The 14373-nt window shown below is 72.6% G+C and carries 12 protein-coding genes; all 12 read right to left on the bottom strand.

Annotated elements, in window-relative coordinates:
• Positions 1-150: 150 nt before the first annotated feature.
• The 12 genes from mfd to ABIC52_RS01740 all read right to left on the bottom strand — a co-directional run bounded on the left by mfd (position 151) and on the right by ABIC52_RS01740 (position 14335).
• Entirely contained in the window at positions 151-3762 is a 3612-nt protein-coding gene (gene mfd, locus ABIC52_RS01795; protein WP_354026464.1) for a transcription-repair coupling factor, read from the bottom strand.
• 74 nt (positions 3763-3836) lie between these two features.
• On the bottom strand, positions 3837-5198 hold the full coding sequence (locus tag ABIC52_RS01790) for a PT domain-containing protein (protein WP_354026463.1): 1362 nt from the start codon (positions 5196-5198) through the stop codon (positions 3837-3839).
• Between the two features lie 187 nt (positions 5199-5385).
• On the bottom strand, positions 5386-5970 hold the full coding sequence (pth, locus tag ABIC52_RS01785; RefSeq protein ID WP_126890972.1) for an aminoacyl-tRNA hydrolase: 585 nt from the start codon (positions 5968-5970) through the stop codon (positions 5386-5388).
• A 32-nt stretch (positions 5971-6002) separates the two neighbouring features.
• Positions 6003-6635, bottom strand: a complete 633-nt coding sequence (locus tag ABIC52_RS01780) for a 50S ribosomal protein L25/general stress protein Ctc (RefSeq protein WP_354026462.1) — start codon at positions 6633-6635, stop codon at positions 6003-6005.
• A 204-nt stretch (positions 6636-6839) separates the two neighbouring features.
• The gene (locus tag ABIC52_RS01775; protein WP_354026461.1) at positions 6840-7760 is read right to left on the bottom strand and encodes a hypothetical protein; all 921 of its coding nucleotides are present in this window, start codon (positions 7758-7760) and stop codon (positions 6840-6842) included.
• Positions 7761-7783: 23 nt separating this feature from the next.
• Entirely contained in the window at positions 7784-8521 is a 738-nt protein-coding gene (locus tag ABIC52_RS01770) for a hypothetical protein (RefSeq protein WP_354026460.1), read from the bottom strand.
• Complete coding sequence (locus ABIC52_RS01765) at positions 8514-8699, bottom strand: hypothetical protein (RefSeq protein ID WP_250367045.1); 186 nt, start codon at positions 8697-8699, stop codon at positions 8514-8516. The genes ABIC52_RS01770 and ABIC52_RS01765 overlap by 8 nt, the downstream gene beginning before the upstream one ends.
• A gap of 102 nt (positions 8700-8801) precedes the next feature.
• On the bottom strand, positions 8802-10157 hold the full coding sequence (gene manD / locus ABIC52_RS01760; protein WP_354026459.1) for a D-mannonate dehydratase ManD: 1356 nt from the start codon (positions 10155-10157) through the stop codon (positions 8802-8804).
• A complete protein-coding gene (locus ABIC52_RS01755; RefSeq protein WP_354026458.1) occupies positions 10154-11434 on the bottom strand; it encodes a mannitol dehydrogenase family protein in 1281 nt (426 codons plus the stop codon). Before ABIC52_RS01755 ends, manD begins: the two co-directional genes overlap by 4 nt.
• Positions 11431-12303 carry a sugar phosphate isomerase/epimerase family protein gene (locus ABIC52_RS01750; RefSeq protein WP_354026457.1) on the bottom strand — a complete coding sequence of 291 codons (873 nt, stop codon included), beginning with the start codon at positions 12301-12303 and terminating at the stop codon, positions 11431-11433. Before ABIC52_RS01750 ends, ABIC52_RS01755 begins: the two co-directional genes overlap by 4 nt.
• Entirely contained in the window at positions 12300-13502 is a 1203-nt protein-coding gene (locus tag ABIC52_RS01745; protein WP_354026456.1) for a Gfo/Idh/MocA family protein, read from the bottom strand. The genes ABIC52_RS01750 and ABIC52_RS01745 overlap by 4 nt, the downstream gene beginning before the upstream one ends.
• A complete protein-coding gene (locus tag ABIC52_RS01740) occupies positions 13499-14335 on the bottom strand; it encodes a sugar phosphate isomerase/epimerase family protein (RefSeq protein WP_354026455.1) in 837 nt (278 codons plus the stop codon). The genes ABIC52_RS01745 and ABIC52_RS01740 overlap by 4 nt, the downstream gene beginning before the upstream one ends.
• Between the last annotated feature and the right edge of the window lie 38 nt (positions 14336-14373).

The raw sequence follows: 14373 nt of genomic DNA, 5'->3' as shown, positions 1-14373 counted from the left end.
CGCCGGCCCCCGGTATTCCCGGGGGGGCGGGCGCGGGTTTCGTCCACCCCGCCGCCGGGGGGGGCGCGGGGGGGGGGGGGCCCCGGGGGGGGGGGGGGGGGGGGGGGCCCCCGGGCCCCCCCCGCCTCCCGGCCTCAGGAGGGTCGCGACTCAGGACGCGGGCGCCTCCGCGGGAGCCTTCGACGCCCCGTAGACGGCCGTCAGGATGCTCTCCACCCACTGGATGAGCCCGTCGTCGGGCAGCGTCTCGCCGTGCGGCTTCGGCAGCGGGATGCTCGCGGCGTCCTGCTGCGGGAACCAGCGCGCGCCGGGGAACATGCGCTTGAGTCGGACCTGGGCCGAGTCGGCGAGTTCCTTGCCGGCGACCCGCAGGTTCGAGCCCATGACGACGACGTCGGACAAGCCGACCTGCTGCGCCATGCGGCGGAGACGCGAGACCTCGACCAGGGTGAGCACCGGCTGCGGCGGCTGGCCGTAGCGGTCGGTGAGCTCGTCGAGCACCATGTCGATCGCCTCGGGCTGCGCCGCCGGGGCCGACGCGGCCGAGAGCTTCTGGTAGGCCTCGAGGCGCAGCCGCTCGGACTCGACGTAGTCCTCCGGGATGTGCGCGTCGACCGGGATCTCGAGCCGGAGCTCGGTCTGCCCCTCGGCGACGTCCCCGCGGAACTGCGACACGGCCTCGCCGATCATGCGCAGGTACAGGTCGAAGCCGACGCCCGCGATGTGGCCGGACTGCTCGCCGCCGAGCAGGTTGCCCGCGCCGCGGATCTCGAGGTCCTTCATCGCGACCTGCATGCCGGCGCCGAGCTCGTTGTTCGCGGCGATCGTCTCGAGGCGGTCCTGCGCGGTCTCGGAGAGCGGCTTGTCGGCGTCGTACAGGAAGTAGGCGTACCCGCGCTCGCGCCCACGGCCGACACGACCGCGCAGCTGGTGCAGCTGCGACAGCCCGTACTTGTCGGCCTTGTCGATGATCAGCGTGTTCGCGTTCGCGATGTCGAGACCCGTCTCGACGATGGTCGTCGACACGAGCACGTCGAACTTGCGCTCCCAGAAGTCGACCATGACCTGCTCGAGGGTGCCCTCGGACATCTGCCCGTGCGCGACCTGGATCCGGGCCTCGGGGATGATCTCGGCGAGGTGCGACGCCACCGACTGGATGTCCTTCACGCGGTTGTGCACGTAGAACACCTGGCCCTCGCGCAGGAGCTCGCGGCGGATCGCGGCGGCGACCTGCAGGTCGGACTGCGGCCCGACGAAGGTCAGGATCGGGTGGCGGTCCTCCGGCGGGGTCGCCAGCGTCGACATCTCGCGGATGCCGGTGACCGCCATCTCGAGCGAGCGCGGGATCGGCGTCGCGGACATCGCCAGGACGTCGACGTTCGTCTTGAGCTTCTTCAGCTGGTCCTTGTGCTCGACCCCGAAGCGCTGCTCCTCGTCGATGATGACGAGTCCGACGTCCTTGAACTGGATGTTCTGCGACAGGATCCGGTGCGTGCCGATGACGATGTCGACCGTGCCGTCGGCGAGCCCGGCGATGGTCTCCTTCGACTCCTTCTCGCTCTGGAACCGGCTGAGGGCGCGCAGGTGCACGGGGAAGCCGGCGAAGCGCTCCTGGAACGTCTCCATGTGCTGCCGCACGAGCAGCGTCGTCGGGACGAGCACGGCGACCTGCTTGCCGTCCTGCACCGCCTTGAACGCCGCGCGGATCGCGACCTCGGTCTTGCCGTAGCCGACGTCACCGGAGAGCAGCCGGTCCATCGGGATCGGGCTCTCCATGTCGCGCTTGATCTCGTCGATGGTGGTGAGCTGGTCGGCGGTCTCCGCGAACGGGAAGGCTTCCTCGAGCTCGCGCTGCCACGGGGTGTCCGGACCGAACGCGTGCCCCTTCGAGGCCATGCGTGCCGAGTACAGCTTCACGAGGTCGACGGCGATGTCGCGGACGGCCTTGCGGGCCTTGGACTTCGCGGCGGACCAGTCGGAGCCGCCCATCTTCGACAGCGTCGGGTTCTCGCCGCCGACGTACCGGGACAGCTGGTCGAGCTGGTCGGTGGGCACGAAGAGCTTGTCGCCCGGGTAGTTCCGCTTCGACGGCGCGTACTCGAGCACGAGGTACTCGCGCTGGGTCTTCACGGCGTTGCGGCCACCGGAGCTGACCTCGCGTGAGACGAGCTCGACGAACTTGCCGATGCCGTGGGTGTTGTGCACGACGACGTCGCCCGGCTTGAGCTGCAGCGGGTCGACGACGTTCTTGCGGCGCCCGGCGAGCTTCTTCACCGTGCGCGCGCCCTGCTGCACGCTGCGGCCGTAGAACTCTGCCTCGCTCAGGACGGCGATCCGCGGGTCGGGGGTCGCGAAGCCGGCCTCGACCGTGGCGGTGGTGACGATCGTCATCCCCGGCTCCGGCGGCGCGGTGAGGTCGTCGGCCCGGGCGGCGACCCCGGCGTCGGCGAGCACCTGCACGGCGCGCTCGACGAGGCCCTTGCCCTGCGCGGTGACCACGACGGCCCAGCCGTCGTCGACCAGCTGCTTGACGTGGGCCACGGCGCCGTCGGCACTGCCCACGAAGCTCGGGATCGACTCGGCGCGGACCCGGATGTACTCGCCGGCCTCGGCAGCGGCCTCGGCGTCGGTGAGGACCCGCTCGCGATCGCCCTCGTCGAGCCCCGAGTCGAACGGGGTGACCGTCCACCAGGTGCGCTGCCCGCGCGCGTTCTTCAGCTGCTGCACGGTGAGGAAGTTGCCGGCGTCGAGGTCGATCGGCGCCTGCGCACCGGCGACCGCGGCGCTCCACGCGGCCTGCAGGAACTCGGTGTTCGTCTCGGCGAGGCTGTGCGCACGGCCGGCCACCCGCTCCGGGGAGAGCACGGCGATCGTCGCGGCCTCGGGCAGGTAGCTCGTGATCGGGACGAGGTCCTGCACGAGGGCCGGTGCGAGGGACTCCATGCCCTCGACCGGGATGCCCTCGGCGATCTTCGCGAGCATCTGCGACAGGTTCGGGAACTCGTGCAGCATCTCGCGCGCACGCTGCCGCACGTCGTCGCTCAGCAGGAGCTCGCGCGACGCCGTGAGCTCGACCGAGCCGAGGTCGTCGTCGGTGGTGCGCTGGTCGGCGACGGAGAAGGCCTTGATCGCCTCGATCTCGTCGCCGAAGAAGTCCACGCGCACCGGGTGGTCGGCCCCGGGCGGGAAGACGTCGAGGATGCCACCGCGCACCGCGAACTCGCCGCGGCGGGTGACGAGGTCGACCCGGGCGTAGGCCAGGTCGACGAGCTGCGACGCGATGGCCGCGAAGTCGTTGCCCCGCGACCCCGTGACGAGCGCGACGGGCGCGAGGGAGGTCAGGTTGCCCGCGATCGGCTGCAGCGCAGCGCGGACGCTCGCGACCACGACGATCGTGCGGCGGTCGGCCGGGTCGGCGTCCTGCCACGCCGCGAGCTTCCGGAGCGTCGCGATGCGGGTGCCGACCGTCTGGGCGCTCGGGCTCAGGCGCTCGTGCGGCAGGGTCTCCCACGCGGGGAACTCGAGCACCTCGGCGTCGGGGACGGTGCAGGTGAAGGCACCGCGGACCGCCTCGGCCTCGCGCCCGGTGGCGGTGACGACGACGAGGCACTGGGGACCGTTGCGCTCGGCGAGCAGCGCGCCGAGCAGCGGGACGCGCAGGCCGTCGACGACGGAGAAGTCCGCGTCACGCCCGGCAGCGCGGAGGACGCGATCGAACGCGGAGGCGCGCGAGAGCGCAGGGATGATGCCCGAGATCGTCACTCAGACGATGGTACCGGCGGCGTCCGACACCCGGCCCGGCGTGCGCGGGCGGCGAACACGGCACGCGGCGCGGATCAGCGACGGCGACGACGCGTGAGACCACCGAGGAGGACCCCGCTCCCGGCCAGGGCCGTGGCGGTGAGCAGCGCGGGCACGACCGGACCGGCGCCGGTCCAGGCGAGGTCGCCCTGCTGACCTGCGGCCGGGGCGACGAGCGCTCCGTCCGCGGGACCGGCGCCTGTTCCTGCTCCCGCCGCGTCGGTCGCGGGTCGGCCGGGAGGCTCGGTACCGGCGCCCGGGACCGCAGCCGTCACCGAGGGGATCGCCTCGGGGCCGGGGGCCGAGGTCGGGATGGACGTCGGTGCCGCCGTCGGCTGCACCGTCGGCTCGCTCGTCGGCGCGCTCGTGGGTTCTCCCGTCGGCTGGACGGTCGGGTCGACCGTCGGTTCGCTCGTCGGCAGGGCGGTCGTCGGTGCCGGGCTGGGGACGACCACCGCTCGCCCCGACGACACGGCCGTCACGACGCGCTGACGGTTGTAGTCCGCGACGACGAGGCTGCGCCCGGGCCCCACCGACACCGCCGTGGGGTTCACCAGCGGCGAGCCGTCCGGAGCGCTCGAGAACGCCTCGGTCCAGGAACCTCCCGTCAGCGCCCAGACCGCGCCGCGCCCGTTGTCCACGACGAAGACGTCACCGTCGTCGACGGCGACCCCGCGAGGTCGGGTCTGCGCATCACCCGGGAACCCGAGTGACGTCACCGCCCCCGAGGCCCGGTCGAGCTGCCACACCTCGTCGGAACCGGCGTCGGACACCGTGAGCATCCCACCGTCGGCGGACAGCGCGACACCGCTCGGGTCCGTCCACGGACCGGGCACCGCGGCCCAGGTCCCGCTCCCGAGCTCGGTCGTGAAGAGCGTGCCGCCGCCGGGGACCGCGGCGTAGACGGTCGAGCCGTCGACGGCCAGCTCCGAGACCGCTCGCCGCGCGGGCGGGGCGGTGCGCGACAGCACGGTGCCGTCGGCGCCGAGAACCGTGAACGCGGGGCGTCCGGCCTCGGCGACGAGGATGCGGCCGTCGGTCGTGGTGGTCACCGCCGACGGGTTCCACACGTCGCCGGCACCGGTGCCGAACGGCGCGACCCTGCTCCAGGTGCCGTCGACCGCGCGCCGCAGCAGCCCGTTGGCGGAGAAGTCGGCCACGAGGAGCGAGCCGTCCGACTCGTGGTGCACGTCGTTCGGCGCGCCGAAGGTCGACGCGACCGGCGGTGCGGACGACTCCGCGACGGTCGGCGTCCAGGTCTCGGTCGCCGCGACGGCGCCGTCCTGCGTGAGGAGCGACCCGAGGCCCACGGCGATCACCGCGATCGCGGCCGGGACGACGGCCACCGCCGCCCGGCCCCCGTCGGTCCGTCGTGCCCGGTGTGCTGCTCGTCCCACGGTCGTTCCCCTCGTCGTCGGGGATCGTCACCCCGTGGGCGAACGTACCGACGACCGGGGTACGTGAGAGTCCCCCAGTTCGGGGACCGCACGCCTTCCGGACAGTGACGTGGCGGACGCGCGCCGCGCCTCCAGGCCGACGCCTGGACCACCCGCCCGACGGATCAGGCGCGACGTGCGCGACGGATCAGGACGGGGCGTGCACGCGCTGCTGCGCGGCGAGGAGGCCGAGTTCCGCGATCGCCTCGACGGCGTCGGCGCCGTCGGCGAGCAGGTTCGGCAGCGTCTTCTTCTCGGTCGGCGAGAAGTCACGCAGGACGTAGTCGGCGGGGTCCTGGCGTCCCGGGGGTCGGCCGATGCCGATCCGCACCCGAGTGAACTCGTTCGTGCCGGTCGCCTTGATGATGTCGCGGAGCCCGTTGTGGCCGCCGTGCCCGCCACTGCCCTTGAGACGGACGGTGTCGTACGGCAGGTCGAGCTCGTCGTGGACCACGATCAGGTCCTCGGCGGTGGCGCTGTAGAACCCGAGCACGCTCGAGACCGGTCCACCGGAGGTGTTCATGAAGGATCCCGGCTTCGCCAGGACCAGCTTCGGTCCGCCGGGCACCAGGCGCCCCTCGGCGACCTGGTTCGGCGTCTTGTGCTTCTTGAACGTCGCGCCCATGCGAGCGGCGAGTTCGTCGAGGACCATCTGGCCGACGTTGTGACGGTTGCCCGCGTAGCCGGGCCCGGGGTTCCCGAGCCCGACCACGACGAGGGTCGTTCCTGTCATCAGCGTCGGCCAGACGTTCCGCGAAGGGGGTGTTACTCGGAGTCGACCGGGGCGGAGCCGCCCTCGGCGCCGGCCTCGGCGCCCGCCTCGGCAGCGGCCTCGTCGGCAGCGTCGTCGTCAGCGGTGCCACGCGGGGTGACGATCTGGACGACGAGCGCCTCGCCGTCGGTCTCGAGCTCGGCACCGGCCGGCAGCTCGAGCTGCGAGGCCAGGACCTGTGCGCCGTCCTCGAGGCCCTCGACGTCGACGGTCACGTGCTCCGGGATGTCGGTCGCCTCGACGAGGAGCGAGACCGAGGAGAGGTCCTGGACGTGGATCGTGCCCGAGAAGGACTCGCCCTCGACGACGACGGGGACGTCGACGGTGACCTTCTCGCCACGGCGCACGACGACGAGGTCGATGTGCTCGATGATCTGGCGCACCGGGTCGCGCTGGACGTCCTTGACGAGGGCGAGCTGGGCCGCACCCTCGATGTCGAGGTCGACGACCGCGTTGGCGGTACGGACGAGCAGCATGGTCTCGTGACCCGGGAGGGTGATGTGCTGCGGCTCGGTGCCGTGGCCGTAGACGACCGCCGGGATCTTGTCGGCGGCGCGGAGCTTGCGCGCAGCGCCCTTGCCGAACTTGGTGCGGGTCTCCGCTGCGAGCTTGGTGTAGTCGGCCATGGTGCCTCCTGGTGTCGGGGTCGACGCCGGGGTGCCGGCATCGGGGGGTCTGTGGTGTTGCAACTCGAACGCGTGCACGCGTGAGGAACGCTCCCTGGACTGGGCCGGGTCTCCCTACCGCGTCGATCACGGCCGCGCGCTGCGCGGCCCTCGCCGAAGTCGGTTTGTGAGTCTAGCAGGGGCCGTCGGGCGTGTCGCGCCGGGTCAGCGGCCGACGTCTCGACGGTGGCGCTGCGCGGCGCGCAGGAGGTCCCGTGCGCGGTCGCTCGCGTCCGCTGCCTCGTCGCGCGCGCGTTCGGCCCGCTCGATCTCCGCGCTGGCGTCGGCGAGCTGCCGTTCGAGCTCGGTACGGCGCTCCTCGGCGGTCTCGAGCTCCTGCTCTGCGGCGTCCAGTGCCGCGTCGGCATCGCGTGACTCCGTGCCCGCTGCGGCCTCGGCCTCACGAGCGGCGCGGCGCTCGGCAGCGGGGTCGGCACGCGGTTCGGACTCCGGCCCCGGGTCCTGTTCCTCCTCGGGCTCCGCCTCCGGCTCCGGCTCCGGTCGGGAGGCACGGCTCGCCTTTCGGGATCGCCGCGCGCTGGTGATCGGGATGGGTTCGGCATCGGTGCCGGACCACGCGTCCGGCACCGCATCGGGGTCGGCCAGTGCTCCGTCGAGGTCGACGGCGTCGAACCCGGCGCTCTCGAGCGGTCGGACGAGCAGGCCGGACCGGGCGGCGGCGCCGGCGTGCGGGTCGGCCATCGCGGCCTCGATCGTGGCGCGGACCTGGTCGAGCACCGCCGACGTCACCGGGTGCCCGGCGTCGGACGCCAGGTCGGCCCCGGCCTGCGCGAGCGCGGCGACGACCTCCGCCCGTTGCCGGCGGAGTCGACGGATCTCGTCGGGATCTGCGTCGGCCTGGGCCCGTCGGATCGCCGGGCCGAGGTCGACCGCCTCGTCCAGGGCGCCCTCGTGCGCGAGCAGGTCGACCACCCACGCGGCGGGCGCGGGCTTCCGCAGTCCGCCGATCCGGGTCGCGAGCTCGCGGTCGTTCTTCCGCTCCGCACGCTGCCGTGCGGTCCGCTCCTGCACGAAGTCCGCGGGCGCCACGAGGAGCAGCTCCCTCGCCACGTCCGCGAACTCCACGCCCCCAGCATGCCCGCTCGCGATCAGTACGCCTGCAGTCGATCGAGCCGCACGGCCGGGACCGGATCCGGAGGCGACACCTCGTAACCGAGTTGTCTGAGCGCCCCTGCCGCTGACTCGGGATCGTCGCGGACGCAGACGGCCGTCTGGATGCTGCGGAAGCGACGCCGCCCCTCCGCGATCACCGAGCCCGCGTCGGGTGCGCGATCGATCCCGAACTCCTCGACGAGCATCTCGAGGACGTCTTCCAGCGCGGGCCGGTGTCGGTGGCCACCGAGTGGGAAGTGCAGGGTGGAGAGCCGGGTGATCCGACCGTTCGTCGCTTCGAGCAGACGGCGCTTCCCCCGCTTCGCTCTCGCCATGAGCATCGCCCAGATGATGTCGTCACGGTGCGCGTGGGCGTTGAGGTGCGCCACGGGTACCGCCCCTCGAGGCTCCCGGACGTAGTCGAAGTGGAAGATCGGCTCGTTGACCTGGTCGAGAGCGACCGTGAACGACGACTCTTCGACCGCGAGAAACTCTCCGGTGGTGTCCCACCGACAGCGGAACCGGACGAGCAGCCGGAAGAGCACGTGTCCGTCGACGGTCAGCGGCGCCCCCGTGTCGTCCGACTGCATGATGGGCACCTGCGGTCGCTTGGTCGATTCGCCGACCTTGACGACGAAACCCACCGGTCGCCCCAGGACACCGGTGAGCGTGTCGGTCAACTCCTGCGCGAACTCCTGCACCCGTGCTGCGAGGGCGGGAGTCCGGTCAGTCATCACCCGCGAGGAAGTCGAGTTCGTCGAGCGCACGGAGGATCGCCTGTTCCTCCGGGTCGAGCTGGTAGTTCGCACCCTTCGAGCGCATCACGTCGAGCGGCATGTTCGCGCGCTGGAGCAGGTCAGCACGCCGAGCTTCGATCGCTTCGTGATCCAGGTAGATGACGGTGGGGACCATGCATTCCTCCTCGCTTCGTGGATGACGATACTGCTGCACGCCACCGACAGCACGGAGTTCGGATGCACGGCGGCCGCGATGGGATCGCGGCCGCCGTGCCGGTCACCAGTCGTGGACGGTGCCGTCGGCCAGGCGGTTGAACGGCAGGTACGCCTGCTCGTACGGGTACTTCCCCGCCTCGTCGAGGTCGAGCGTCACGCCGAGACCCGGCTCGTCGCCCGGGTGCAGGTAGCCGTCCGTGAAGGTGAACGTCTGCCGGAACACCTGGTTCGTCCGGGGCCCGTGCTGCATGTACTCCTGGATGCCGAAGTTGTGGATCGCCATGCCGAGGTGCATCTGCGCCGCCAGGCCGACGGGCGAGATGTCGGTCGGCCCGTGGAACCCGGACTTGACCTGGTACATCGCCGCGTAGTCCATCGTCTTGCGCAGCGGGGTGACGCCGCCCATGTGGGTCACGGCACCGCGGACGTAGTCGATGAGCTGGTCGCGGATGATGTCCTTGAAGTCCCAGATCGTGTTGAACACCTCGCCGATCGCGAGCGGCGTCGTGGTGTGCTGCCGGACGAGCTTCAGCGCCTCCTGGTTCTCGGCAGGGGTGCAGTCCTCGAGCCAGAACAGGTCGTACGGCTCCAGGCTCTTGCCGAGCTTGGCGGCCTGCAGGGGGGTCATCCGGTGGTGGCCGTCGTGCAGGAGCGGCAGCTCGGGGCCGAACTCGTTGCGGACGGCCTCGAACACGGTCGGCACGTGCCGCAGGTACGCCCGGGTGTCCCAGTCCTCCATCGCCGGGAACGCTCCGCGCTGCGCGGGCTCGAAGTCGTAGCGGACGCCGGCGTTGCCCTCGGTGGTCCGGTTCGACGCGATGCCGTAGATGCTCTCGAGCCCGGGGACCCCGGTCTGCACCCGGATCGACCGGTAGCCCTCGGCCTGGTGCTCGCGGATCGAGTCGAACAGCTCGGGCAGTTCCTTGCCGGAGGCGTGCCCGTAGGCCATGAGTCCGGTGCGCGACGCCCCGCCGAGCAGCTGGTAGAGCGGCATCCCCGCGACCTTGGCCTTGATGTCCCAGAGCGCCATGTCGACGGCGGCGATCGCGGCCATGGTGACCGGGCCGCGGCGCCAGTAGGACGAGCGGTAGAGGAACTGCCAGGCGTCCTCGATGCGGCTGGCATCGCGCCCGACGAGCAGGGGGACGACGTGCTCCGACAGGTACGCGGAGACGGCGAGCTCGCGACCGTTCAGGGTGGCGTCGCCGAGACCGGTGACGCCGTCCGCGGTCGTGAGCTTCAGGGTGACGAAGTTCCGGTCCGGGCTCGTGACGATCACCTCGGCCCGGTCGATCAGCTGCCCGCGGTCGGTCGACGCCCAGGTGTCCGGACGGCCGGCGGTCGGGTCCGTCGCCGCGCCGCCGTCGGCGGCACCGGGGACGGGCGCGGCGGGGTTCGTGGTGCCGGTGTCGGTCATGCGTGGACTCCTTCGTCGACGGGGCCGCGTGCGGGTGCCGCGGCGGCGCGGATGCGTTCGGCGGCCGCGGTGACGGCGGCCACCACGGGGGTGGTGTCGAGGTCGGGCGCGACGACCCCCAGGACGTCGTGCAGGTCCGAGTCTGGCCCGGGCGCTCCGGCGTCGTCCACCAGCTCGGGCTGCGTGGTGCAGTGCAACCACCAGGCGGCGAGCAGGGTCGCGGCTCCCGGGCCGATCCCGGCGTCGGGGTCGCGCTGGAGTCGCCGACGCAGGACGTCGACGACGCGGACGGGCAGCTTCTGCGAGCCGCCGGACGCGATCTGGCGCAGGGTGTGCCGGATGCGCGGGTTCGCGAACCGCTCGACGAGCGCGGCCCGGGCGTCGGCGACCTCGTCGGCGGGCAGCGGGAGCTCGGCGGCGGCCTCGTCCCAGAGCTGTTCGACGACGGTACGGCAGCGTTCGTCGTCCATCGCGGAGGCGACGGTCTCGTGGCCGAGCAGCAGGCCGAGGTACGCCAGGAGCGAGTGCGACCCGTTCAGCAGCCAGAGCTTCCGCTGCTCGTACGGGGTGACGTCGGGCACGAGCCGGACGCCCGCGGTCTCCCAATCGGGGCGGTCGACGCCGTCGAACGCGTCCTCGAGCACCCACTCGGCGAAGGGTTCCGTGACCACGGGCACGCGGTCGCCGTCGAGCACCCCGGGCAGGTCGCCGATCTCCGCGAGGTCGGAGGCGGTGGTGGCCGGCGTGATCCGGTCGACCATCGACGAGGGGAACGCGACCGTCGACGCGGTCCACGACCGGAGCGCCGGGTCGTCCGTCGCCCCCAGCACGGCCTCCCGCAGGACCTCGCCGTTGTGCGTCAGGTTGTCGAGCGACACCAGCGCGATCCGGCCGCCGCCGGCGGCCCGTCGGGCGGCGAGCCCCTCGACCAGCCGGGCCGGCACGCCGGAGTCGGCGCGGTAGCCGGCCTCGGTGACCGTCAGCGTGACGACGGTCGTCTCCGGGGACGCGACCAGGTGCCTCCAGGCCGTGTCGTCGCTGCCGGGGTGGGCCGCGACGACGGTGTCGACCACCTCGGCGGTGTCGCCGTCGGCCGCGCGCGTGACGAGTGTGTACCGGCAGTCCTGCGCGGAGAGGGCCTCGGCCGCCGACGGTGACCGACCGGTGAACGCGGTGATGCCCCACGCCTCGCCTCGGGCGTGCCCCGTGTACCAGGCGAGGTGGGCGCGCGCGAACGCCCCGATGCCGAGGTGCACGATGCCGGGACGACGGGTCATGCCGTCACCGGCACCAGGGAGCGGAGGTACGCCAGGTTGTCGGCGGTGCGCTCCGCGAGCGGCAGGTCGGTGGAGAAGTCCTCGATGGTGACCCAGCCGTCGTAGCCGTGCTGCCGCAGGGCGTCGAGGTACTCGGACACCGACGCCTGGCCGTCGCGCAGCGGTGCCCACTCGTTCCGCCAGATCCGGCTGCCGTCGGGCCGGGTCTCGCCGGTGTCGACCCAGCGGGCGTTCTTGACGTGCGCGTGGGCGAGGTACGGGCCGAGGAGCTCGAAGGCCGCCAGGTGGTCCTCCTGCCCCTCGATGACGAGGTTCCCCAGGTCGTGGATGACGCCGACGTGCTCGGGGTCGAGCCCGTCCACGAGCCGGAGCGCCGCGGACGCCGACGGGGTGATCGTCATGTGGTGCAGCTCGACGAGCGCCTTGACGCCGAGGTCGGCCGCGCGGGCGGCAGCCCACTCGAGGTCGGCGCGCGTCCGGTCGAAGAGCTCGCCGTAGGTGGTGCCGGTCCGCTCCCGCTCGCGCTGGTACCAGGGCATGGTCACGCGGACCTGGCGGGCGCCGAGGCCGCTCGTCACCCGGAGCATCGTCTCGACGCCCTCGTGGTCGGCCACCGGCTGGTAGCCGCCGATCCCGGAGTACTCCAGGCCGGCGGCGTCGGTGACCCGAGCGATCTCGCCGACCTGGTCCGCGATGCCGGTGAACTGCCAGGTCGAGCGGTTGCCGGCCCAGAAGCCGGACGAGCCGTCTGCGGTGCGGTCGTCGACGATCCGCCACTCGATGCCGTCCCAGCCCTGCTCGGCGAGGGTGTCGGCTGCCTGCGCCGGGGTCCAGTCGGGCGTCGAGGCGGTGAACACGGAGAACTTCACCGGACTGCTCCTTCCCGGGGAGCGACGACGGCCCGGGGAGCGACGACGGGTTCGACGTCGTCGTACTTCCCCTCGATGACGTCGTCGATCCGCACCGGCTGCCCGAGCGTCGCGCTGACGTACAGCCCGCGGACGGTGGCGAGCGACACGAGGGCGTCGTCCACGGTCACACCGGGGTCGCGGCCCTCCCGGATCGCCGCGACGACGTCCGTGTACTGGCGGGTGTGCCCCGCGGCGAAGTGGTCCGCCTCGGCCGGGCCACCGACGACGTGCTCCGGTGGGACGACGTCGTGCTTCTGGTCGGCGGCGTCGGCCACCGCGGTGGTGTTCGCCGTCGTCGCCGCGGACTCCAGCGTCGCCGTGTCCGGCGCGACGTGGAAGTACGCGAGCCGGTCGTCGTCGACGATCGCCGACCCGTGCGTGCCGTACACCGCGTAGCGCGCCGAGAGCCCGGGGTACGCGGCGGTCGTGCAGTGGACGACCCCGAGGGCGCCGTTCCGGAACCGCACGGTGGCGACCGCCGTGTCCTCGACCTCGATGCGGTCGTGCGCCAGGAGTCCGACCTGCGCCGAGATCTCCTCCGGACGACCGAGGGCCCACACGAGCAGGTCGACGGTGTGCACGCCCTGGTTCATCACCGCGCCGCCGCCGTCGAGCGCCCAGGTGCCGCGCCAGTCGCCCGAGTCGTAGTAGCCCTGCGAGCGGTACCAGGCGACGCTCGCGACGCCGGACGTCACGGTGCCGAAGTCGCCGCCGTGCGCGGCTCCCGCGACGGCGACCGAGGCCGGGTCGAAGCGGTGCTGGCTGATCACGCTCGTCACCAGGCCACGCGAGCGGGCGTCGGCGGCGAGCGCGGCGATCTTCCGCGCCCGCGGCATCGTGGTGTCGAGCGGCTTCTCGATGACGACGTGCTTGCCGGCGGCGAGCGCCGCCTCGGCCAGCTGGACGTGCATGCCGGAGGGCGAGCAGATCGCGACGACGTCGATGTCGGTCTGCGCGATGGCGTCCTCGATGGTCGCGGTGGTGACGGGCCGGTCGGCGCCCGTGGCCTCGAGCTCGTCGGCGGCGCCGGTGGCGGCCTCGGGGACGGCGTCGACGAGGGCGACGACCTGCAGGTCCGGGTGCTGTGCGGAGACGCGGGCGTGGTGGCGTCCGATGACGCCGGCGCCGACGACGGCGAGCTTCAGTGGGGTGGTCATCGCAGGGTGACTCCGATCTGGTCGGTGAGGCTCCGGAAGGCTCGTCCGGCGCGGCCGAACGCGGCGGGGCCGGAGAACCCGCCGAGGCTGTTCACGTCGGTCAGGTGTGGTTCGAGGGAGGCGTACCCGGCGTACCCGGCGTCACGCAGCGCGGTGAGCGTGAGCAGGAGTTCGCCGTCGCCCTCCCCCGCCGGGACGACGGACCCATCAGCGGCGAGGGCGTCCTTGACCTGCAGGTAGTCGACGTAGGGCGCGAGCTGCGCCCAGCCGTCGGTGAACGGCCTGACTCCGCACTGCACGTAGTTCGCGTTGTCCCAGGCGAGCCGCAGCGCGCTCGAACCGATGCTCTCGACGATGTCGAGCACGCGCTCGGGGACGTCGCCGTAGATGTCCTTCTCGTTCTCGTGCAGCAGGGTGACGCCCTCGCGCTCCGCGAGGTCGGCGAGCGCGCGCATCCGGACGAGGACGTCGTCGCGCACCTCGTCCGCGGTGCGGCCGTCGAAGTAGAACGAGAAGATCCGGATGTTCGTCGTCCCGAGGGCGTGCGCGGCCCGGATCGCACGGGCGAGCCGCGACACCTCGTGCTCGACGGGTTCGTCGACGGGCACCTTGCCGATCGGCGAGGCGACGGCGGACACGGTCTGTCCGCGCTCCTCGAACAGGCGGTGCAGCCCGGCGAGCTGGTCCTCGTCGAGGTCGACGACGTTGGTGCCCCAGGCGCTGCGCACCTCGATGGCGCTCGCGCCGAGCGCCTGGAGGACCGCGACCTGGACGACCGGGTCGGCGTCGATCTCGTCGCCGAAGCCGGAGAACTCCCACGTTGGCTGGGTCATCGTGTTCCTTCCTTGTCGGACGGGAGGCGCGTGGCGGG

This window comes from Curtobacterium oceanosedimentum (assembly GCF_040545555.1).
Lineage (GTDB): Bacteria > Actinomycetota > Actinomycetes > Actinomycetales > Microbacteriaceae > Curtobacterium.
The sequence above is the reverse complement of the archived record's forward strand: the minus strand, read 5'-3'. Positions and strand labels throughout refer to the sequence as shown.